We start from the raw sequence: 20,552 nt of genomic DNA, 5'->3' as shown, positions 1-20,552 counted from the left end.
GTCCGGCTCCGCCGGCCCGCAGGCGCCGCCCCCGGTCCCGCCAAGGGACCTTCACGGTCCCGGGGGAGCGCCGAAGGCGCAATGGGGGGGGGCGTGTCACCCCCTCCAGATCACCTTCTTGCGCGAGCCGACCCAGGTCTCGTAGTCGGGGCCGTAGACCTCTTCGATGCGGTTGCGCTTGACCTTGAAGGTGGGCGTGATGAAGCCGTTGTCCACGCTCCAGGGCTCGGTGACGACGACCACGCAGTCGAGCTGCTCGTGCGGGTCGAGCTTGTCGTTCACGGCGGCCAGGTGCGCGGTGAGCGACACCTCGATCTCCTTGCGGCCGTTCGCGTCGGCGGCCTTGGCGATGCCGTCGGCATTGAGCATCACGATGCCCAGCGGCTGGCCCAGGTTGGCGCCGGTCACGGCGCAGGCCTCCACCACCTCGTGCATGACCAGCCGGTCCTCGATCGGGGCCGGGGCCACGTACTTGCCCTTGCTGGTCTTGAACAGGTCCTTCACGCGGCCGGTGATCTTGAGGTTGCCCTCGGCGTCGAGCGCGCCCTTGTCGCCGGTCTTGAGCCAGCCGTCGTCGGTGAGGGCGGCACGGGTCTGCTCGGGCTCCTTGTAGTAGCCCATCATCAGGCCGCCGCTCTTCATCTGGATCTCGCCGTCGGCCGGGTTCAGGCGGCTGTGCACGCCGTCATACGGCAGGCCCACGGTGCCGGGGCGCTGCTTGCCCGGCAGGGTGGCATGGCTGACGCCGCAGTTCTCGGTCATGCCGTACACCTCGACCAGGTCCAGGCCGAGCTTGTTGTACCAGCGCAGCAGGTCCGGCGGCATCGGCGCGGCGCCGCCGGCGGCGAAGGTGCACTGGTCCAGGCCGAGTGCCTTGAGCACCTTCTTGCGCACGATGCCGCCCAGGATGGGGATCTTGAGCAGCCGGTCGAGCTTGGCCGGCGGCATCTTGTGGTGGATGCCCTGCTGGAACTTGACCCACAGCCGCGGCACCGAGAAGAACACGGTGGGCTTGGCGCGCTGCAGGTCGAGCGTGAAGGTGTCCAGGCTCTCGGCGAAGAACACCTGCATGCCGGTGGCGATCATGCCGTGCTCCACCAGCGTGCGCTCGGCGATGTGCGACAGCGGCAGGTAGCTCAGCATGCGCGCGTTGTTGTCGATCGGCACGCGCTTGAGGCCCGACTGCACGCTCCAGGCGAAGTTGCCGAAGCTGTGCATCACGCCCTTGGGCATGCCAGTGGTGCCCGACGTGTACATGATCGTGCACAGCTCGTCGGCCGGGCGCACGGGCTCGCCGGCCAGCGGCGCATGCTGCTTGACGAGGTCGTCCCAGGTGGGCGCGCCGGGCACGGCGTTGGCCGGCGACAGCGGGTAGGTGACGCAGGGCAGGCCCTGCGGCACGCCGGCCTTCATGCCGTCCCAGCCGTCGAGCTTGCCGACGAACAGCAGCTTGGACTCGCTGTGCACCAGGATCTGGCGGATCGTCTCGGCGGCCAGCGTGGGGTACAGCGGCACCGACACGTGGCCGGCCATCCAGATGGCCCAGTCGGTCATCAGCCAGTGGGCGCAGTTCTTGGAGATCAGCGCGATGTGGCTGCCCTTGGGCAGGCCCAGGCTCTGCAGGTAGCTGGCCATGCGACGGGTTTCCTCCATCGCCTGCTTCCAGGTCCAGGTGCGCACAGGGCCGCCCTTGGAGGCGCCGTCGTAGGGCTGCGTGAACACCACGCGGTCCGGGGTGGTCTTCTCCCAGTGATAGAGGCGTTGCAGGGCAAGCGAGTCGGCGGCGACGGCGGTCATGGGCAGGGTGCTCCAGCGGATCGGAAGGCAGCCAGCCTAGCCGCGGCGCGACCCGCCGCACAGCGGGCTTTCCCAAGGCCCGGCTGGAGGGGAGCCTCTAGACGTGAACTCCCGGGGCCCGTCGGGCGCCTGCGGCCCGAACCGGCCCGCGTCAGCGCAGGAAGCCGTCGTAGCCCGTCTTCACGATCAGCGCCCCCACCACCACGATGAACACGGCGCGGACGAAGCCCGCGCCGTGGCGCAATGCCAGGCGGGTGCCGGCCAGGCTGCCCAGCACGTTGGCCACCGCGATCACCGCGGCGATGTGCCACCAGACATGGCCCTTCCAGGCGAACAGGGCCAGCGCCGATGCGTTGGTGACGGTATTGAGCAGCTTCGCGCTCGCGCTGGCGTGCAGGAAGTCGTAGCCGAGCAGGCGCACGAACAGGAACACGAAGAAGCTGCCGGTGCCCGGGCCGAAGAAGCCGTCGTAGAAGCCGATCACGGTGCCGATGCCCGCCGCCCACGCCGCCTCGCGCCGGCCCTCGAAGCGCGGCGCGTGGTGGCGCCCGAGGTCCTTGCGCGCCAGGGTGTAGGCCAGCACGCCGGCCAGCACGAAGGGCAGCGCGCGCTTCAGGCCGTCGGCGCTGACCTGGGTCACCGCCCAGGCGCCGGCCAGGCTGCCGACCAGCGCGGCGGCCACCGCCGGCCACAACGCGCTCCAGCGCAGCGTGACGCGGCGCGCGAACTGCGCGGTGGCCCAGGCCGTGCCCCACACCGCGCCGCCCTTGTTGGTGCCCAAGAGCGTGGCCGGCGGCGCCTGCGGATACACCGCGAACAGCGCCGGCACCAGCACCAGCCCACCGCCGCCGACGATCGCGTCCACGAAGCCGGCCAGCCCCCCGGCCGCGGCCACCAGCAACAAGCGGGCCGCCTCGCCCGAGAACACGTCCAGCATGCGCCGATTGTCGACGCAGCGCGCCAGGGGCCCCTAGGTCATCAGGTCATGCGGCGGCGTCGCGGGTGCTGTCCAGCGCGTCGGCGGGCAGGGCGAGCCCGGCGGCTCGCGGCGGGCCGAAGCGGAACACGAAGCGCGCACCGTGGCCGGGCTCGCCCTGCGCCCGCACGCTGCCGCCATGGCGCTCGACGATGCGGCGCACGATCGACAGGCCCAGGCCGGTGCCCTGGAACTGCTCGTTGCGGTGCAGCCGCACGAAGGGCTGGAACAGGCTGTCGGCCCGGGAAGCGTCGAAGCCGGCGCCGTTGTCCTGCACGTAGAACGCGCCGGGGCCGGACTCGTCGTCGTCGGCGCGGCCGATCTGCACCCGCGGCTGCGCCACGTCGCGCGTGAACTTGGCGGCGTTGCCCAGCAGGTTGCCCAGCACCACGCGCGCCAGCGCGGCGCTGCAGTGCGCGGCCATTCCGGGCTCCACCACCCACTGCACCGGGGCCTGGCGCTCGATCCAGGGCAGGTCGGCGATCACCGCCTCGGCCAGCGTGGACAGGTCCACCGGCTCGAGCAGCAGCGCGGTGGACGTGGACCGCGCCAGCTCCAGCAGCGCGGTCACGGTGAACGACATGTCGCGCGCGGCCTGGCCCGACAGGCGCAGCCACTCGCGCTCGCCCTCGGTCAGGCGCTCCCAGGCGCTGCTCTTGAGCAGGTCCGCCAGCCCCACCACCTGGCCGATGGGCGTGCGCAGCTCGTGCGCGAGCTGGCGCGAGAAGGCCTCGAGGTCGCGGTTGGACTGCTCCAGCTCGGTGGTGCGCTCGGCCACCAGGCGCTCGAGCTGCTCGTTGCGGGTGAGCAGCAGCCGCTCGGCGCGCTTCTTCAGCGTGATGTCGCGGCCCACGCCGTGGTAGCCGAGGAAGGTGCCGTGCGCGTCGAAGCGCGGCAGGCCGCTGATGGACACCCAGCGCAGCGTGCGGCCGTTGCTGCGGATGGCGAACTCGAAGCCGCGGAAGGCGCGGTGCGCGTCGAGGTCGGCGCGGTGCGCCGCCCACTCGGCCTCGCTGGCGCCGTCGGGGAACACGGCCCAGCGCGGCTGGCCGATCACCTGGTCGTAGCGGTCGCCGGCGATCTGGCGCGCCACCGGGCCCACTTCCACGATCCGGTGCGCGGCGTCGGTCTGCCAGAACCAGTCGGCGGCCAGGTCGGCCATCATCGCGTGGCGGCGCTCGCTCTCGGCCAGGCGCTCGTGCGCGAGGCGCTGCTCGGTGACGTCGCGGCCCACGCCCTCGTAGCCGGTGAAGCGGCCCGAATCGTCGACATGCGGTCGCCCGGTCAGCGTGACCCACACCGGCGAGCGGCCGCGGCGGTGCACCTCGATCAGCACGTCGCGCAGGCTCTTGTGCTGCGCCACGCGCTCCATCACCGGGCCCCAGCCCCCGGCCGGCGGCTGAAACAGCGGCACCATGTCCAGGCGCCGGCCCAGCAGGTCGGCCGGCTGCACGCCCAGCTTGCCCAGCGAGGCGAGGTCCTGCGACACCCAGGTGAAGCGCAGCCGCTCGTCGGTCTCCCAGTGCCAGTCGGCGGACAGCTTCATGCGCGCCTGCCAGCGCCGCTCGCGCTCGCCCAGCGCCAGTTCCACCTCGCGCGCGCCGAGGTCGAAGCGCGACGGCGTGTCGCCGAACAGCGTGGACGGCGCAGGCGCCGGCGGCGACGCGGCCGCGCCGGGCGCCTCGTCGAGGTCGCCCCAGGCGGAGATGACCTTCGGGCCTTCGGCCTTGACGGCCTTCAGCGCGCCGGCCACGTCGCCATGGCGCAGGCGGTCGGCGAAGCGGTCCAGCGCGAGCGCGTTGCTGCGGGTCTGGCGCGCCAGGCGCAGCAGCAGCAGCACCGATGCGGCGCCCAGCAGCAGCACGGCCGCCGCCGCCACCCAGGCCGCCACCGGGCTGTCGCGCCACCACAGCGGCGTGATCGACACCGCCGCCAGCAGCGTGATGGCCAGGGCGCCCCAGGCCACCGCGCGCACGTCGGAGCCTTTGCGCTGCCGCGCCGCGTCCCCGGCGGGTCCGCCGGCGGCAGGTGCAGGCTCGGGCGATGACGACATCGCGTCGAGTCTATCGACGCGGGCCGCGAGGGCAACCCGTCAACTCTTACGGGGTCGTGGCCTTTCGGTCACTGCATCCCTAGGTTCATCGATCTGTCACGCCGAGGCGATCCACTGTGCGGCCCGCTCGGCCAGCATCAGGGTCGGCGCGTTGGTGTTGCCGCTGGTGATGGTGGGCATGGCACTGGCGTCGGCCACCACCAGGCCCTGCACGCCGCGCACGCGCAGCCGCGCGTCGAGCACGGCGCCGGCGTCGCCGTCGGGGCCCATGCGGCAGGTGCCCACCGGGTGGAAGATCGTGGTGCCGATGTCGCCCGCCAGGCGCCACAGCTCGTCGTCGGTGTCGAACTGCACGCCGGGCTTGATCTCGCGCGGCCGGTACTTCGCCAGTGCCGGCTGCGCCGCGATGCGGCGCGTGACGCGCAGCGACTCGGCCGCCACGCGGCGGTCGCCGTCGGTGGACAGGTAGTTCGGCGCGATCAGCGGCGCGTCGGCCGGGTCGGCCGAGCGGATGCTCACCGTGCCGCGCGATTCCGGGTTGAGGTTGCAGACGCTGGCGGTGAAGGCGGGAAAGCGGTGCAGCGGCTCGCCGAACGCGTCCAGCGACAGCGGCTGCACGTGATATTCGATGTTGGGCCAGGGCTGCTGCGGCGACGAGCGGGTGAACGCCCCGAGCTGCGACGGCGCCATGCTCATCGGCCCGCTGCGCCGCAGCGCGTATTCCAGCGCGATGCGCGCCTTGCCCAGCCACGAGTTGGCGAGCTGGTTCAGCGTGCTCACGCCTTCCACGCCGAACACGGCGCGGATCTGGAGATGGTCCTGCAGGTTCGCGCCCACGCCGGGCAGCGCATGGCGCAGCGCGATGCCGTGGCGCGCCAGCAGCGCGGGATCGCCGATGCCCGACAGCTGCAGCAGCTGCGGCGTGCCGATGGCGCCGGCGGCCATCACCACCGCCCGCTTTGCGGCAAACGATTGCAGGCCGCGCGCGGTGCGCACCTGCACCCCCGTGGCGCGCAGCGCGCCGTCGGCGCCGGTGCCGAGGTCCACGCGCGTGACCAGGGCCCCGGTCTCCACGTGCAGGTTGGGCCGGTGCCGCACCGGGCGCAGGAAGGCCTTGCTCGCGTTCCAGCGCACGCCGCGGCGCTGGTTCACCTCGAAGTAGCCCACGCCCTCGTTGTCGCCGCGGTTGAAGTCGTCGCTGGCGGGGATGCCGGCCTGCACCGCGGCCTGCGCGAACGCGTCGAGCAGGTCCCAGCGCAGGCGCTGGCGCTCGACGCGCCACTCGGCGCCCGCGCCATGGTGCGCGTCGCTGCCGCGCCAGTGGTCCTCGTGGCGCTTGAAGTGGGGCAGGCAGGCGTCCCAGCGCCAGGCGTCGTCGCCCAGCATCGCGGCCCAGCCGTCGTAGTCGCGCGCCTGGCCGCGCATGTAGATCATTCCGTTGATGCTGGAGCAGCCGCCGAGCACCTTGCCGCGCGGATAGCGCAGCACGCGGCCGTTCAGGCCGGGGTCGGGCTCGGTGCGGTAGAGCCAGTCGGTGCGCGGGTTGCCGATGCAGTACAGGTAGCCCACCGGGATGTGGATCCAGGCGTAGTCATCGCGCCCGCCGGCTTCCAGCAGCAGCACGCGAGCGCCCGGGTCGGCCGACAGCCGGTTGGCCAGCAGGCAGCCGGCGGTGCCCGCGCCCACCACGATGTAGTCGAAGGCCGGTTTGTCGGTCATAGCACCAGTGCTCACTTCAGCAGGCCCGGAAAGAGCTTCACGAGGCCGTCGGCCAGCAGTTCCACCGCCATGGCCGCCAGGATCAGGCCCATCAGCCGGGTCATCACGTTGATGCCGGTGCGCCCCAGCACCCGGGCGATGCGGCCCGACGCGCTGAAGCAGGCGTAGGTGGCCAGGCCGATCACCACGCCGTAGCCCACCAGCACCGCGTGCTCCCACAGGTGGCGCGTCTTCTCGGCGTAGATCACCATGGTGGAGATGGTGGCCGGCCCGGTGAGCAGCGGGATGGCCAGCGGCACCACCGCGATGCTGGCGCCGGCGTCGACCTTCTGGTTGCCCTCGTCCACGTCGGCCGGCCGCGCTTCGGCCGGCTGGGCGTTGAGCATCTGCAGCGAGCTGATCAGCAGCAGCGCGCCGCCGCCGACCTGGAACGACGCGATGCTGATGCCGAAGAACTCGATGATCTTCAGCCCGGCCACCGCGCTGACGGCGATCACCATGAAGGCCGAGAACGACGCCACCGTGATGGTGCGACGGCGCTGCTCGCGGGTGAAGTTCTGCGTGAACGCCAGGAAGAAGGGCACCACGCCGATCGGGTTGACGATCGCCAGCAGCGCGATCAGCGGCTTGAACAGGTCCATGGCCGGAATGCTACGGGCTGCCGGGCGCGCCCCGCAGCGCGCGCAGGTAGCGCAGGCCCTCGGCCGTGGACGGGCCGTACCAGGACAGCCGCCGGCCGTCGACCAGGCGCACCCGCGCGCCGGGACACAGACGGGCGGCTTCCTCCACGTGCTGCGGGCCGAACGCATACGGCTCGGACGACAGCAGCACCTCGCGCACCCCCTGCAGCCACGGCGCCCCGGCCTCCAGCACCGGGTAGCGCGCCGCGCCGTGGGCGCCGCCGTCCTGCGCCGGCAGCGTGTGCCATCCGGCACAGGCCAGCAGGCGGGCGATGTAGGTGTCGCGCGCCACGGTCATCCAGGGGTCGCGCCAGATCAGGTAGAGCACCGGCTCGGGTTCGAGGCGGGCGTCTGCGGTGGCCTGCATCTCGAGCGCCAGCTCGTCGCGCAGCACGGCGGCGCGTGCGTCCACGCCGGGCACGTCGGCGAAGGCCTGCGCCATCTGGTCGATCAGGGCCGGCACGTCCTGCGGGCCGCAGGGGTGGGTCACCAGCACGTTCGGCACGAAGCCGCGCAGCGCTTCGGCCGTGTCGAGCCGGTTCTCGTCCACGTTGACGATGGCGTGGGTGGGCGAAAGGCGGCGCAGCTTGTCGAGGTTGACGTCCTTGGTGCCGCCCACCTTGGGCACGCCGGACAGGGCCGCGGCCGGGTGGGTGCAGTAGCCGGTGCGCGCCACCAGGTGCGGCGCCAGGCCGAGGGCGGCGAGCAGCTCGGTCACGCTGGGCACGAGGCTGGCGATGCGCACCGTCATGGCGCGCCGATCCTAGCAACCGCCGCCGCTACGGGTTCACCCGTAGGGATCGGCGTGCCATGCGACCGGCCGCGGGCCAGAAAACAACACTTTTGCCCGTGGCGCCGTCACGGCCGCGACGCGTTCCTGAATAATCGGAGTTCCCTGTCTGGATGCGAAGCCAAAGCTTGAAGTTCTCGAGCCGGTCGATAGCTCCACTAGGTATCCCAGTGTTTTGATGAGGAGCTTGCCGAATGGGCAACAAGCTTTACGTGGGCAACCTTGCCTACAGCGTGCGGGACGATTCGCTTCAGGCCGCGTTTTCTCAATTTGGCACCGTCACGTCGGCCAAGGTCATGATGGACCGCGAGACCGGCCGCTCGAAGGGCTTCGGCTTCGTCGAGATGGGCAGTGACGCTGAAGCCCAGGCCGCGATCAACGGCATGAACGGCCAGGCCCTCGAGGGCCGTCCGCTCGTCGTGAACGAGGCCCGTCCGCGCGAAGAGCGTCCGGGCGGCTTCGGTGGCGGCGGCGGTGGCCGCGGCGGCTACGGCGGCGGCGGTGGTGGCGGCTACGGCGGTGGCGGCGGCGGCGGTGGCCGCAGCCCCTACGGCGGTGGTGGCGGCGGCGGTGGCCGTGGCGGCTACGGCGGTGGTGGCGGCGGCGGTGGCCGCGGCGGCTACGGCGGTGGTGGCGGCAGCGGTGGCGGCAGCTACGGCGGCGGCGGCCGCGGCCAGGGCTACTGAGCCCCGGCTCCTTACCCGGCACACACAGGGCGCTTCGGCGCCCTGTTTGCTTTGGCCAGCCGCTCCGTGATGCGGAGGCGGCCTAGAACCGGTCGGGCCGCACCACCTGCACGTCGGCGAAGTACAGCGCCACGGCGTAGTTCGCCGCGTAGCGCGCGATCACGTGCTCGGCGATCGCCTCGGCCACCGCGGCGTCGCAGATCAGCTTGAGCTCGATCGTGCGGTCGGCCTCCCAGGCACCTTCGCGCACGCCCTCGACGCCGGCACCGTGCACCTCGGTGACGGTCCAGCGCTGGGCGCCGCGCTCGCGCGCATCGCGCACCAGGGCCTTCTCCAGCGCGGCCTCGGCCACGATCACGAGCAGCGTCTTGGGGTGGCGGGCCAGGCTCATGACGGGCTCCTCTGGGCGATCCACTGCGCCAGCGCGATGTACATCGGTATGCCGACGACCAGGTTGAACGGAAAGGTGACGCCGAGCGCCGCGGTGATCGACAGCGCCGCATTGGCCTCGGGCACCGCGATGCGCATCGCCGTGGGCGCGGCGATGTAGCTGGCGCTGGCGGCCAGCGTGGCCAGCAGCGCGATGCCGCCGGTGGACAGGCCGAGCGCCCAGCCCACCGCGGCGCCGGCCACGGCCAGCACCGGCGGCACGGCCACGCCCACCACCAGCACCGCGGCACCGAAGCGCCGCACCTCGGCCAGGCGTGCGCCGGCCACCAGGCCCAGTTCCAGCAGGAACAGCGCGAGCACGCCCTTGAACGGGTCGACGAACACCGCCGCGATCGGCTTCGCGCCGGCCTCCCCGGCCACCGCACCGATGATGAGCCCGCCCAGCAGCAGCAGCACGCTCTTGCCGAACAGCACGTCGTGCGCCAGCTCGCGCCATTGCGCCGTGCCGGCGTCGGCGCCCTGCGCGCGCCGTGCGGACCAGCGTGCCAGCAGGATGCCGGCCACCAGGCCCGGCGCTTCCATCACGGCCACCCACAGCGCGGCGTGGCTTTCGTAGGCGATGCCCTCGCGCGCCAGCGCGGCGCTGGCCACCGCGAAGGTGACCACGCTGACCGAGCCGTAGTGCGCCGCCACCGACGCCGCGTCGGCACCGGACAGGCGCAGCGCGCGCAGCAGCGGGAACAGCGCGAACGGGATCGCGAAGCCCAGCGCCATGCACGCCAGCACCTGGGGCGCCAGCACGTCCAGCGGCTGGCGCGACAACTCGATGCCGCCCTTCAGGCCGATGGCCAGCAGCAGGTAGATCGACAGCGTCTCGTACAGCGCCTCGGGCAGGCGCAGGTCGCTGCCCACCAGGCGTGCGAACACGCCCAGCAGGAAGAACAGCACGACGACGTCGATCATGGCGGGCGCGATTGTCGCCCGCCTTCGCGGGTCACAGCGCCAGTGCGGCCTTCACGAACAGCTCGTCGCGGCGCAGGCCTGCGGGCTCGGCGCGCTGGCGCGTCGCGCCCACGGCCAGGCTGCGACCCAGCCCCACGCGATGCTGGAACACCAGCGACAGCGTGCGCTCGCGGTCGTCGGCGTCCACCAGCCCCAGCGGCGCGTCGGCGGCGCGGCGGTAGCGCGACAGCTGCCATACCGCGCGCACCGAGTCGCGTGCGCTCAGGTGCAGCACGCCGAGCCAGCGCGCGGCCAGGTCGTCGAGCGCGAAGCGGCCGTCGTGCTCGATGCGCGCGTACTGCAGCTTCTGCTCCGACTCCACGCCCAGGCCGCCCAGCGTGCCGCGCAGCTTGGCCTCCACGAAGCCGTCGACGCCGCGGCCGACGCGGTCGGCCTCCACGTCCACGCGATCGCCGGCCTTGAGCTCGGCGGCCAGCCGCGGCATCCACGGCGCAGGGCTCAGGGCGATCTGCGTGCCGACGCCGCGCGTGGCATGCAGGCGCCCGCCCGGGCGCACGCGCTCGGTGTCGACTTCGATCTGAACCCAGCCTTCCGACCCGAGCGGCCCCGCGAACCAGATGCCGGGGTGCCACAGCGTGGCCACCGTGCGGCCGCCCTCGATGCCGGCGGCGGCATCGGGCCGTGTGGCGACGTGGCGCGCCCAGACGTAGGTCTCGAACTCGTGCGCCACGAAGCCGGGCAGCGCGGCCTCGCCCCAGCGCCGGATCACCTCGGCCTCGACGCGGCGCACGCCGGCCTGGTCGACGAAGCCGTTGTCGTTGCGAAATCGCGGCGAGATGTCGTCGACGTCGAGGTTGACGATCCAGTCGGCGCTGCGCCGGTTCCAGCGCAGTTCCATCCAGTGGCCGGACTCGGCCGGCCCCGCCTGTGCCTGGCCCTGGGCGTCGAAGCCGGCGCTGCTGCGCGAGCGCAGCGCGCGCAGGCGCAGCTGGTCCTGCGCACCAAGGGCCCAGTACAGGTCCGCGCCCGCCACGCGGGTGGTGCCGCGCCCGGCGCCGAAGTCGCGCTCGGACAGCACCACGCCGGCCGTGACCGCGCCCTCGTGGCGGCGTGCGCGCAGCAGCGTGGCCTGGGAGCTTCCGTCCTGCGCGTACACCGCGGTGCCGAACGCGCCCGGGCGCAGCACCAGGCCGCCACCCTCGTCGCGCAGGGTCAGCGCGGTGGCGTCGGTGCGCGGCGCGCGCCAGGTGGCGCGCAGGCCGTAGCGCGGGTCGGTCACCGAGCGCGAGTAGAAGCCCGCCAGCGGCAGGTCGATCACGTCGGTGCTCTCCAGGAAGAACGGGCGCTTCTCCGGGACCGACAGCGCGAAGCGCGTGTTGCCGGCGAGCTGCGGCGCGTCGAGCTCCACTTGGGAAAAGTCCGGCTCGAGGGTGGCGTCGATCACCCAGTCGGCACGCGGGCGCCACTTCAGTTCCGCGCCGAGCGACGCGGTCTCCTCGCGCCGCCGCGGCTGGCCGTCGGCGCGCTCGCGCGTGGCGCGCACCGTGAGCTCGGGCTTGAACCACAGCAGGCTCTGGTGACGCGCGCGCTCGGCCACGCTTTCCAGGCCCTGCACCACCGGCGCCTCGGCGATGAAGGACAGGCCGTCCTTGGTGAGCGGCGCCGACAGCAGAAGCGTGTTCGACGCCCGCGGCACGCTGCGCGCCACCATCAGCCGCCACGGCGCGCCGCCCTCGTGCGGGTAGCGCAGCGCGATGAAAGGCAGGCGCAGCTCGACGCTGTAGCCGTCGGGCAGGCGCTGCACCGCGGCGTCGACGTCGAAGTCGGGCGCGAAGTCCTCCGAGTCGCCGGCCGCGACGTAGACGCCGTCGGCCAGCACGCCGGCGGCGCTGACGCGCACGAACTGCGCCGCGCGGCGGTCGCCCACCGCGTCGACGAACACGGCGATGAAGTCCTGGTCGCGCCGCACCTGGTCGCGCCGCGTCAGCGGCGCGCGGATCTCGCCGGGCGCGGGGTCGAAGGCGCGCACGCCGATCACCAGCGCATCGGCCTCGGCCACCACCTGCACCGTGGTGCGGTAGCCCGCCGGCGGCGGCAGCCGGTCCAGCGGCTGGAACTGCACGAAGCGGTCGTGCACCGGCGCGTTCTGCCACGCCGCGTCGTCGAGCCGGCCGTCGAGCGCGACGCGTTCGCCGGCCCCGAGCAGCAGCGCGCGCGGCTGGGCGGCGGCCTGCCCGGTGATGAGAAGGGTCAGCGTCACGCCGAGGGCGCAGCGCAGGAGCGTCCGAAAGGGATGCATTCGAGAAAGTCCCGGATTGCCGCGCGTGCCGCAGGCGACGGCGCGGTCAGAAGTCGGTGCGGCGCTGCACGGGGCGCGCCGCTCGTACTGCCCTGGGGGGCAGCTAGCCGAGGATGTCCTTCTGTGTCACGGGAGCCTCCTTGCCGCGGACGAATGCCGCAGCGACCGGGAAGGCGCGCACTGTAGCGGCGCGATGCCGGCGCCACAAGCGGCTGTGGCGTTTTGGTTGCAGCGCCCGCGCGCGTGGCGCCTCAGGTCTCGCCGCGGCGCTTCTTGCGGCCGCGGCCGGCGAACAGCTTGTCGAACAGCGGGTTGGGCAGCAGCCGCATCAGCTTGGCCACGATCCCCATCTGCCACGGGATCACGCGGTAGCTCGTGCCCGCGGCGATGGCGCGCGCGGCCCGCGCCGCGAACTCGTCGGCCTGCAGCAGGAAGGGCATGCCGTAGGGGTTGCGCGCGGTCAGTGGCGTGGCCACGTAGCCCGGCAGCAGCGTCACCACGCGCACGCCGCTGCCGCGGCATTCGCCACGCAGGCTCTCGCAGTAGGCCACCACGCCAGCCTTGCTGGCGCAGTAGGCGCCATGCCCGGGCAGGCCGCGGATGGCCGCCACGCTGGCCACGCCCACCAGCGTGCCCGCGCCGCGCTCGCGCATCGGCGCCAGAAAAGGATGGAAGGTCGCGGCCAGGCCCACGTTGTTGATGGCCAGCGTGTCGGCCATCACGTCGATGTCCTCGCGCACGGCGGTGTCCATGCCCACGCTGATGCCGGCGTTGGCGATCACCACGTCGGGCAGGCCCTGCTCGGCGATGCACTGGCGCCCGGCCGCGACGATGCTGTCGGTGCGCTGCACGTCGGCGGCGTAGGCCACGCAGCGGTCGCGCGCCAGGCCGCGCGCCGCCGCCCAGGCCTCGATCTCGCCGACGCGCCGTGCCGCGAGCGCGAGGCGCCAGCCCGCGCGCGCGTAGTGCTCGGCCAGCGCCTGGCCGATGCCGCTGGACGCACCCGTGATGAAGACCAGCGGCGGCGCGCTCATCGGGACAGGCTCCGCGCGTTGCGCTTCGCCGTGAGCGCTTGGGAGCGGCCCGGCGCGCTCATCGGGACAGGCTCCGCGTCATGGCCGCGCTCCCGCCGGCACGTCGAAGCGACCGCGCAGCGGGCCGCCGAGGCGGGCGCTGCGGGCGAGGTGGTCGTACTCGATCCACGCCACCCGCAGCTCGCTGCTGCCCTGGCGCAGCACCACCGGCAGGTGCGAGCGCAGCCGCTCGGTGGCGAAGAAGGCGTGCAGGAACTCGCTGGTGAACTCGACCGGCGTGTCGGTGCCGCTGGTGCCGTCGGCGCCGTGCACCACGCGGGCCTGGCCCTGCAGCTGCACCTCGGTGGCGTCGGCATTGGCCACCGCGCGCTGCGCCGTGGCCAGCGTGAGCCGGCCGCCCGCACCCCAGGCACGGATGGTCACGCCGTCGATCTCGATCGTGTCGGTGTCGGGGTAGTGGCGCATCTGCGAACCATGCACCTGCACGCGCAGGCTGCCGTCGGCGCCAAAGCGCTGCATCGTGAAGCCTTCCATCGTGTAGTCGGGCTCGTGGCGCGCCGGCGCGGCCTGCCCCGGGTCGGTGATGCGCGGCGTGTTCTGCACCAGCCACCAGGTGGCCAGTGCCAGCAGGCCCATCAGCACCAGCGGCAGGTAGGCCGACAGCAGCTGGCCGAAGCGCCACCACAGCGGCTGGCGTGGCCGCGGCGGCGCGGCGACCGCGGGCGCCGCGGGCAGCGGGTCCAGCGGCTGGATCAGGGTGTCGAGGTCGATCGCCATGCCGGGGCCTGCGCGCGGCGCTCAGCGCCCGTCGAGCGTGGCAAGGTGGCCGTCGAGCTGCGCGGCGTAGCGGCCGCTGGCGGCCAGCAGCAGGTCGCAGCACTCGCGCGCCGCGCCGTGGCCGCCGTGCGCCGCGGTGACATGGTGGGCCACGGCCAGCACCTCGGCATGCGCATTGGGCGGCGCGCAGGCGAAGGCCGCGCGCGTGAGCAGCGGCAGGTCGGGCCAGTCGTCGCCCATCGCCGCGGTGTCGTCCCAGCCCACGCCCAGCGCGGCCATCAGCTGCTGCGCGGCGGGCAGCTTGTCCTGCACGCCGAAGTGCGCATGCGCGATGCCCAGGTCGGCCAGGCGGCGCCGCACCGCGGGCGAGTCGCGCCCGGTGATCACCGCCGGCACGATGCCGCCCTGCGCCAGCATCTTCAGGCCGTGGCCGTCCAGCGCGTGGAAGGCCTTGAAGGTCTCGCCGTGCTCGCCGATGTACAGGCGGCCGTCGGTGAGCACGCCGTCGACGTCGAAGATCGCCAGCCGCACGCCGATGCGGCCGGCGCTGCGGCCCTGGGCCTTGAGCAGCAGTTCCGGGGCGAAGCGCGGCGCGGCGGCCATCAGATGACCTTCGCGCGCATCAGGTCGTTCGAGTTGAACGCGCCCACCAGCACGCCGGTGTCGTCCACCACCAGCATGCAGTTGATCTTGGACGTTTCCATCAGGTCCGCCGCTTCGGCAGCGAGGCGGTCGTCGCGGATCGTGCGCGGGCTGGCGCGCATCACCTCGCCGGCGACCACGCTGCGAAGGTCGGCGCCCTTTTCGATCAGGCGGCGCAGGTCGCCGTCGGTGAACACGCCCACCGGCCGGCCGGCGTCGTCGACGATGGCGGTGGCGCCCATGCCCTTGCCGCCCATCTCGCGCAGCAGGTCGGTGAAGGCCGCGTCCGGGCCCACGCGCGGCACGCGCTCGTCGCGGCGCATCAGGTCGCGCACCAGCACCAGCAACTTGCGCCCGAGCGCGCCGCCCGGGTGCGAGCGGGCGAAGTCCTCCTCGGCGAAGCCGCGCGCGTCGAGCAGCGCCACGGCCAGCGCGTCGCCCAGCGCCATCTGGGCGGTGGTGCTGGCGGTGGGCGCCAGGTTCAGCGGGCAGGCTTCCTGCTCCACGGTGGTGGCCAGCACGATGTCGGCGTGCTCGGCGAGCGTGGAGCCGGGCTTGCCGGTCATCGCGATCAGCTTGACGTGCTGGCGCTTGAGCACCGGCAGGATGACATTGAGCTCGTCGCTCTCGCCGGAGTTGGAAATGGCGATCACGACGTCGTCGCGCGTGACCATGCCCAGGTCGCCGTGGCTGGCCTCGGCCGGGTGCACGAACATCGCCGGCGTGCCGGTGGACGCCAGCGTGGCGGCGATCTTGCGGCCGACGTGGCCGCTCTTGCCCATGCCCATCACGACCACGCGGCCGCGGCTGGCGAGAATGGCGGCCACGGCCGCGGTGAAGGTGTCCGACAGCCGCGCCTTCACGCCGGCCAGCGCCTGCGCCTCGATGTCCAGCGTGCGCGCGGCCAGGGCCAGTGCGCGGCCGGCGTCGAAGGGGGGGTGGTTCTGCGGCATCGTCCTTGCGTGTTCTACTGGCAAACGATTCTAGGCGCGGGGCCCCGGCCCCGCGGATGATTCCCGCCGATGGCTTCGACGCTCGAACTGGTTCTGCTCTACCTGGTGGCCGCGGTGCTCGGCGTGACGGCCTGCCGCTGGATGAAGCTGCCGCCGATGCTGGGCTACCTGGTGGTGGGCGTGATCATCGGCCCCAATGCGCTGGCGCTGGCCGGCGAGTCCGGCGCCACCACCTACCTGGCCGAGTTCGGCGTGGTGTTCCTGATGTTCGTCATCGGGCTCGAGTTCAACCTGCCCAAGCTGCGCGCGATGCGCAGCCTGGTGTTCGGCCTGGGCCTGTCGCAGGTGGGGCTGACGATCGCCGGCGCGCTGATCGGCAACGCGCTGCTGATCTGGCTGTTCAGCTTCGCCACCCGCCCCTGGGAGCTAGGCTATGCCGGAGCGCTGGTGCTGGGCAGCGCGATGGCGATGTCGTCCACCGCCATCGTCGTCAAGCTGATGGCCGACCGGCTGGAGCTGGAAAGCGAGCACGGCCGCCGCGTGATGGGTGTGCTGCTGTTCCAGGATCTGGCCGTGGTGCCGCTGCTGGTGCTGATCCCCGCGCTGTCGACGCCGGACGGGTCGATGGCCACCACGCTGGGCTGGGCCGTGCTCAAGGCCACGGTGCTGCTGGCGCTGCTGCTCACCGGCGGCCAGCAGGCCATGCGCTGGTGGCTCACGCTGGTGGCGCGGCGCAAGAGCGAGGAGCTCTTCGTGCTGAACCTGCTGCTGGTGACGCTGGGCCTGGCGTGGATCACCGAGCACGCGGGCCTGTCGCTGGCGCTGGGCGCGTTCGTGGCCGGCATGCTGGTGGCCGAGACCGAATACAAGCATCAGGTGGAAACCGACATCCGGCCCTTCCACGACGTGCTGCTGGGGCTGTTCTTCATCACCATCGGCATGAAGCTCGACTGGCGGCCGGTGCTCGACCAGTGGGGCCTGGTGCTGATCCTGGTGCTGGGCCCGGTGGTCGCGAAGTTCGTGCTGGTGGCGCTGCTGGCGCGGCTGTTCGGCGCCGCGCCCGGCGTGGCGCTGCGCACCGGCCTGTATCTCGCGCAGGCCGGCGAGTTCGGCTTCGTGCTGCTGACGCTGGGCGCCGACGGCGGCTTGGTGGCGCCGCAGTGGATGAGCCCGGTGCTGGCCAGCATGGTGCTGTCGATGATCGCCACGCCGTTCATCGTGATGTACAGCAACCGCATCGTGTCGCGCCTGTCGTCCAGCGACTGGATGATGCAGTCGGTGGCGCTGACCACGATCGCCAAGAAGTCGATCGCCACCGAGGCGCACGTGATCATCTGCGGCTACGGCCGCAGCGGCCAGAACCTGGCGCGCCTGCTGGACAACGAGCGCATCCCCTACATGGCGCTGGACCTCGACCCCGACCGCGTGCGCCAGGCCGCCGCCGCCGGCCAGAGCGTGGTGTTCGGCGACGCGGCGCGCCTGAAGAGCCTGATGGCCGCCGGCCTGGCGCGCGCCAGCGCGGTGGTGGTCACCTACCACGACACGCCCTCGGCGCTGAAGATCCTGCAGCTGGTGCGGTCGCACGCGCCGCAGGTGCCAGTGGTGGTGCGCACGGTGGACGACGCCGACCTGGACAAGCTGCGCGCTGCCGGCGCCGCCGAGGTGGTGCCCGAGGCGATCGAGGGGTCGCTGATGCTGGCCAGCCATGCGCTGGCCCTGGTGGGCGTGCCGATGCGCCGCGTGATCCGCATCACCCGCGACGCGCGCGACGCGCGCTACGGCCTGCTGCGCGGCTACTTCCACGGCGCCGACGACGACACCGTGGAAGAGCGCCAGCAGGCGCGCCTGACCAGCGTGTCGCTGCCCGCCGCCGCGCCGAGCCTGGGCCAGCCGCTGGGCGCGCTGGCGCTGCATGCGGTGGGCGTGCAGGTGGTGTCGGTGCGGCGCGCCGAGGGCGGCGCGATCGACCCCACGGACGACCTGTTGCTCACCGCGGGCGACACCCTGGTGCTGGCCGGCCTGCCCGAGGCGCTGGCCCTGGCCGAAGAGAAGCTGCTGCACCGATGAACGCCGCCCGCCTGCCGCGCCGACGCCTGCTGCAGGGTGCGGGTGCGCTGCTGGCCGCGCCCGCGCTCGCGCTGCCCGCGCGCGCCGCCGCGGCGGCGCAGGCCCCGGTGCTGGTGCTGCGCCATGCCGCCACCGAGCCCGGCATCGGCGACCCGCCGGGCTTCGTGCTCGGCCGCTGCGAGACCCAGCGCAACCTGTCGGCCGAAGGCCGCGCGCAGGCCGAGGCGCTGGGTCAGCGGCTGGCGAAGGCCGGCGCGCGCCCGCGCGCGCTGCGTTCGAGCCGCTGGTGCCGCTGCCTGGACACCGCCAGCCTGCTCGCCCGCGGCCTGGGCGCGGGCGCGCCCGCGGTGGAGCCGCTGCCCGCGCTGGACTCCTTCTTCGACGCCCGCGAGCGCGAGCCGGCGCAGACCGCCGCCCTGCGCGAGCGCCTGCGCGCGCTGGGCGACGGCCCCGTGCTGCGCGAGGTGTGGGTCACGCACCAGGTGAACATCAGCGCGCTGGCGGGCCAGTCGGTCGGCATGGGGCAGGCCCTGTGGCTGGCCTGGCGCCACGACGGCACGCTGGCGGTGCGCCCCTTCGACGCCTGATCCCCCGCCCCGACCCGGAGACCCGCGATGAACCGCCTGCCCACCGCCGTGGCCGACCCCGCGGCCTACATCCGCGAGCGCATCCGCACCGTGCCCGACTGGCCCGAGCCGGGCGTGATGTTCCGCGACATCACGCCGCTGCTGTCCGACCCGAAGGTGTTCCGCGTGCTGATCGACCAGTTCGTGCACCGCTACTTCGACGTGCGCACCGACCTCGTCGCCGGCCTGGACGCGCGCGGCTTCATCATCGGCGCCGTGCTGGCCTACGAGCTGGGCGTGGGCTTCGTGCCGATCCGTAAGAAGGGCAAGCTGCCCTTCACCACCGTGGAAGAGACCTACGAACTGGAGTACGGCAGCGCCACCGTGGAGATGCACACCGACGCGGTGCGCCCTGGCGACCGCGTGCTGCTGATCGACGACCTGATCGCCACCGGCGGCACCATGATGGCCGGCAAGCGCCTGCTCGAACGCCTGGGCGCCACCGTGATCGAGGGCGCCGCCATCGTCGACCTGCCCGAGCTGGGCGGATCGGCCAAGCTGCGCGAGGCGGGGCTGCCGCTGTTCACGCTGGTGGACTTCGCCGGGCATTGAGCGGCGGCGGCGCGGGCCGCGGCGGGCTCACTTGCCGATACAAAAACGCCCGAAGATCTCGCCCAGCAGCGCATCCGGCGTGACGCGCCCGGTGATCTCGCCCAGCGCGTCGTGCGCCAGGCGCAGCTCCTCGGCCAGCAGGTCGAGCGCGGCGTCGCCCTGTGCTGCGATGGCGTCGGCGCTCGCGAGGTGCCCGCGCGCCTGCGCCAGCGCGTGCACGTGGCGGGTGCGGGCGATGAACACGCCTTCGGAACTGGCGTGCCAGCCGGCGCGCTCGAGCAGCGCGCGGCGCAGCGCGGCCAGGCCGTCGCCGGTGCGCGCGGACAGCGCCAGCGCGCCGTCGGGCACCGGCGCGTCGCTGGCGTCGCGCTTGTTGTAGACGTGCAGCACGCGCTGCGGCGCGCCCAGGCGCGCGGCGATCTCGGCGTCGGCGGCCTCGTAGTCGGGCTGGCCGCGGCGCGTCAGGTCGTGCAGGAACAGCACCGCGTCGGCGCCCTCGATCTCGGCCCAGCTGCGCGCGATGCCGATGCGTTCCACCTCGTCGGTGGCGGGCGCGGCGTCGCTGCGCAGGCCGGCGGTGTCCACCACGTGCACCGGCACGCCTTCGATCTGGATCGTCTGGCCGATGCGGTCGCGCGTGGTGCCGGGGATCGGCGTGACGATGGCCAGCTCGGCCCCCGCCAGCGCGTTGAGCAGAGAGCTCTTGCCCACGTTGGGCTGGCCGGCCAGCACCACGGTGAGGCCCTCGCGTAGCAGCGCGCCCTGGCGCGTGCGGTCGGCCAGCGCGTCGAGCTGCGCGGCCAGCCGCGCGAGCCGGCCGCGCGCGTCGGCGCGTTCCAGGAAGTCGATCTCCTCTTCCGGGAAGTCGAGCGTGGCTTCGACCAGCGTGCGCAGTTCCAGCAGGCCGGTGGCCAGCGCGCCCACCTCGCGCGAGAACGCGCCGGCCAGCGAGCGGCCGGCCGAGCGCGCGGCGGCCTCGGTGCCGGCGTCGATCAGGTCGGCCACGGCCTCGGCCTGCGCCAGGTCGAGCTTGCCGTTGAGGAAGGCGCGCTGCGTGAACTCGCCGGGTTGCGCGAGGCGCAGGCGCGGCAGGCGCTCGCGCCCGGTGCGCGGGTCGGTCTCGGCGGCGGCTTCGAGGCAGCGCGCCAGCAGCAGCTGCAGCAGCACCGGGCCGCCGTGGGCCTGCAGTTCGAGCACGTCCTCGCCGGTGTAGGAGTGCGGCGCCGGGAAGTGCAGCGCCAGGCCCTGGTCGATTGGCTCGCCCTGCGCGTCCAGGAAGCCGGCGTAGGTGGCCACGCGTGGGGCCGGCGTGCGGCCTGTCAGCGCCTCGGCCAGCGACTGCAGCGACGCGCCGGACACGCGCACGATGCCCACGCCGCCGCGTCCGGGCGCGGTGGCCACGGCCACGATCGGGTCGGCCAGCGAGGTCAGCGAGGGGCTCAAGGACGAAGGCACCGCGCGATTGTCGTCGCGGCGGTGCCATGCTGAAGATGGCGCGGGGGGAGTGGGCTCGCACCCTCCAGAGCCGGCCGCCGCGTCCGTTGGGGA

General features: G+C 73.3%; 18 protein-coding genes. 4 read left to right on the top strand and 14 right to left on the bottom strand.

All coding sequences use genetic code 11. The features are described from left to right. Positions 1–96: 96 nt before the first annotated feature. The 6 genes from AC2EAQ_RS12475 to AC2EAQ_RS12450 form a co-directional block, all read right to left on the bottom strand. On the bottom strand, positions 97–1,797 hold the full coding sequence (locus tag AC2EAQ_RS12475) for an AMP-binding protein (RefSeq protein WP_484644276.1): 1,701 nt from the start codon (positions 1,795–1,797) through the stop codon (positions 97–99). A 151-nt stretch (positions 1,798–1,948) separates the two neighbouring features. Continuing rightward, on the bottom strand, positions 1,949–2,734 hold the full coding sequence (locus AC2EAQ_RS12470; RefSeq protein ID WP_484644274.1) for a sulfite exporter TauE/SafE family protein: 786 nt from the start codon (positions 2,732–2,734) through the stop codon (positions 1,949–1,951). 46 nt (positions 2,735–2,780) lie between these two features. Then, entirely contained in the window at positions 2,781–4,826 is a 2,046-nt protein-coding gene (locus tag AC2EAQ_RS12465) for a sensor histidine kinase (protein ID WP_484644272.1), read from the bottom strand. Between the two features lie 96 nt (positions 4,827–4,922). Further along, complete coding sequence (locus AC2EAQ_RS12460; protein ID WP_484644270.1) at positions 4,923–6,545, bottom strand: GMC family oxidoreductase; 1,623 nt, start codon at positions 6,543–6,545, stop codon at positions 4,923–4,925. An 11-nt stretch (positions 6,546–6,556) separates the two neighbouring features. Further along, positions 6,557–7,186 (bottom strand): MarC family protein, encoded by a 630-nt coding sequence (locus AC2EAQ_RS12455; RefSeq protein WP_484644268.1) that lies wholly within the window; start codon positions 7,184–7,186, stop codon positions 6,557–6,559. Positions 7,187–7,196: 10 nt separating this feature from the next. Further along, positions 7,197–7,976, bottom strand: coding sequence for a helical backbone metal receptor (locus AC2EAQ_RS12450; RefSeq protein ID WP_484644265.1), 780 nt, complete (start codon positions 7,974–7,976; stop codon positions 7,197–7,199). A gap of 233 nt (positions 7,977–8,209) precedes the next feature. On the opposite strand from AC2EAQ_RS12450, the gene rbp reads away from it, so the two are divergent. Then, the gene (gene rbp, locus AC2EAQ_RS12445) at positions 8,210–8,701 is read left to right on the top strand and encodes an RNA-binding regulator (protein WP_484644262.1); all 492 of its coding nucleotides are present in this window, start codon (positions 8,210–8,212) and stop codon (positions 8,699–8,701) included. 82 nt (positions 8,702–8,783) lie between these two features. On the opposite strand, the gene AC2EAQ_RS12440 is transcribed toward rbp, so the two are convergent. The 7 genes from AC2EAQ_RS12440 to AC2EAQ_RS12410 all read right to left on the bottom strand — a co-directional run bounded on the left by AC2EAQ_RS12440 (position 8,784) and on the right by AC2EAQ_RS12410 (position 15,759). Beyond that, positions 8,784–9,092 carry a P-II family nitrogen regulator gene (locus tag AC2EAQ_RS12440; protein ID WP_484644260.1) on the bottom strand — a complete coding sequence of 103 codons (309 nt, stop codon included), beginning with the start codon at positions 9,090–9,092 and terminating at the stop codon, positions 8,784–8,786. Then, positions 9,089–10,054, bottom strand: coding sequence for a sodium-dependent bicarbonate transport family permease (locus AC2EAQ_RS12435; RefSeq protein WP_484644258.1), 966 nt, complete (start codon positions 10,052–10,054; stop codon positions 9,089–9,091). Before AC2EAQ_RS12435 ends, AC2EAQ_RS12440 begins: the two co-directional genes overlap by 4 nt. 31 nt (positions 10,055–10,085) lie before the next feature. After that, positions 10,086–12,314 carry a carbohydrate binding family 9 domain-containing protein gene (locus AC2EAQ_RS12430; protein ID WP_484644256.1) on the bottom strand — a complete coding sequence of 743 codons (2,229 nt, stop codon included), beginning with the start codon at positions 12,312–12,314 and terminating at the stop codon, positions 10,086–10,088. 290 nt (positions 12,315–12,604) lie between these two features. Further along, positions 12,605–13,387 (bottom strand): SDR family oxidoreductase, encoded by a 783-nt coding sequence (locus tag AC2EAQ_RS12425; protein WP_484644254.1) that lies wholly within the window; start codon positions 13,385–13,387, stop codon positions 12,605–12,607. A gap of 78 nt (positions 13,388–13,465) precedes the next feature. Continuing rightward, positions 13,466–14,164, bottom strand: coding sequence for an LPS export ABC transporter periplasmic protein LptC (gene lptC / locus AC2EAQ_RS12420; RefSeq protein WP_484644251.1), 699 nt, complete (start codon positions 14,162–14,164; stop codon positions 13,466–13,468). Between the two features lie 21 nt (positions 14,165–14,185). Further along, the gene (locus AC2EAQ_RS12415; protein WP_484644249.1) at positions 14,186–14,767 is read right to left on the bottom strand and encodes a KdsC family phosphatase; all 582 of its coding nucleotides are present in this window, start codon (positions 14,765–14,767) and stop codon (positions 14,186–14,188) included. Further along, positions 14,767–15,759: a KpsF/GutQ family sugar-phosphate isomerase gene (locus AC2EAQ_RS12410; RefSeq protein ID WP_484644247.1), complete on the bottom strand. Its 993-nt coding sequence runs from the start codon at positions 15,757–15,759 to the stop codon at positions 14,767–14,769. Before AC2EAQ_RS12410 ends, AC2EAQ_RS12415 begins: the two co-directional genes overlap by 1 nt. Positions 15,760–15,828: 69 nt before the next feature. Between AC2EAQ_RS12410 and AC2EAQ_RS12405 the strand changes: the two genes are divergently transcribed. The 3 genes from AC2EAQ_RS12405 to AC2EAQ_RS12395 are packed head-to-tail and all read left to right on the top strand — an operon-like array spanning position 15,829 to position 19,004. Next, entirely contained in the window at positions 15,829–17,826 is a 1,998-nt protein-coding gene (locus AC2EAQ_RS12405) for a monovalent cation:proton antiporter family protein (protein ID WP_484644245.1), read from the top strand. Continuing rightward, positions 17,823–18,413, top strand: coding sequence for a histidine phosphatase family protein (locus AC2EAQ_RS12400; protein WP_484644243.1), 591 nt, complete (start codon positions 17,823–17,825; stop codon positions 18,411–18,413). Before AC2EAQ_RS12405 ends, AC2EAQ_RS12400 begins: the two co-directional genes overlap by 4 nt. 27 nt (positions 18,414–18,440) lie before the next feature. Continuing rightward, positions 18,441–19,004, top strand: coding sequence for an adenine phosphoribosyltransferase (locus tag AC2EAQ_RS12395; protein ID WP_484644238.1), 564 nt, complete (start codon positions 18,441–18,443; stop codon positions 19,002–19,004). 27 nt (positions 19,005–19,031) lie between these two features. Here the strand turns inward: AC2EAQ_RS12395 and mnmE are convergent, their stop codons facing one another. Next, positions 19,032–20,459, bottom strand: coding sequence for a tRNA uridine-5-carboxymethylaminomethyl(34) synthesis GTPase MnmE (mnmE, locus tag AC2EAQ_RS12390; RefSeq protein ID WP_484644235.1), 1,428 nt, complete (start codon positions 20,457–20,459; stop codon positions 19,032–19,034). Positions 20,460–20,552 lie beyond the last annotated feature (93 nt).

The organism is Aquabacterium sp. T101 (assembly GCF_057219775.1).
This window is presented reverse-complemented; position numbering and strand designations above follow the sequence as displayed.

Excerpts from the sequence above, each read along its gene's own strand:
- AC2EAQ_RS12440 (WP_484644260.1), bottom strand. The coding sequence starts at position 9,092 with ATGAGCCTGGCCCGCCACCCCAAGACGCTGCTCGTGATCGTGGCCGAG.
- AC2EAQ_RS12475 (WP_484644276.1), bottom strand. The coding sequence starts at position 1,797 with ATGACCGCCGTCGCCGCCGACTCGCTTGCCCTGCAACGCCTCTATCAC.
- AC2EAQ_RS12405 (WP_484644245.1), top strand. The coding sequence starts at position 15,829 with ATGGCTTCGACGCTCGAACTGGTTCTGCTCTACCTGGTGGCCGCGGTG.
- AC2EAQ_RS12395 (WP_484644238.1), top strand. The coding sequence starts at position 18,441 with ATGAACCGCCTGCCCACCGCCGTGGCCGACCCCGCGGCCTACATCCGC.
- AC2EAQ_RS12425 (WP_484644254.1), bottom strand. The coding sequence starts at position 13,387 with ATGAGCGCGCCGCCGCTGGTCTTCATCACGGGTGCGTCCAGCGGCATC.
- rbp (WP_484644262.1), top strand. The coding sequence starts at position 8,210 with ATGGGCAACAAGCTTTACGTGGGCAACCTTGCCTACAGCGTGCGGGAC.
- AC2EAQ_RS12435 (WP_484644258.1), bottom strand. The coding sequence starts at position 10,054 with ATGATCGACGTCGTCGTGCTGTTCTTCCTGCTGGGCGTGTTCGCACGC.
- AC2EAQ_RS12450 (WP_484644265.1), bottom strand. The coding sequence starts at position 7,976 with ATGACGGTGCGCATCGCCAGCCTCGTGCCCAGCGTGACCGAGCTGCTC.
- AC2EAQ_RS12460 (WP_484644270.1), bottom strand. The coding sequence starts at position 6,545 with ATGACCGACAAACCGGCCTTCGACTACATCGTGGTGGGCGCGGGCACC.
- lptC (WP_484644251.1), bottom strand. The coding sequence starts at position 14,164 with ATGGCGATCGACCTCGACACCCTGATCCAGCCGCTGGACCCGCTGCCC.
- AC2EAQ_RS12400 (WP_484644243.1), top strand. The coding sequence starts at position 17,823 with ATGAACGCCGCCCGCCTGCCGCGCCGACGCCTGCTGCAGGGTGCGGGT.
- AC2EAQ_RS12465 (WP_484644272.1), bottom strand. The coding sequence starts at position 4,826 with ATGTCGTCATCGCCCGAGCCTGCACCTGCCGCCGGCGGACCCGCCGGG.
- AC2EAQ_RS12470 (WP_484644274.1), bottom strand. The coding sequence starts at position 2,734 with ATGCTGGACGTGTTCTCGGGCGAGGCGGCCCGCTTGTTGCTGGTGGCC.
- AC2EAQ_RS12415 (WP_484644249.1), bottom strand. The coding sequence starts at position 14,767 with ATGGCCGCCGCGCCGCGCTTCGCCCCGGAACTGCTGCTCAAGGCCCAG.
- AC2EAQ_RS12410 (WP_484644247.1), bottom strand. The coding sequence starts at position 15,759 with ATGCCGCAGAACCACCCCCCCTTCGACGCCGGCCGCGCACTGGCCCTG.
- AC2EAQ_RS12455 (WP_484644268.1), bottom strand. The coding sequence starts at position 7,186 with ATGGACCTGTTCAAGCCGCTGATCGCGCTGCTGGCGATCGTCAACCCG.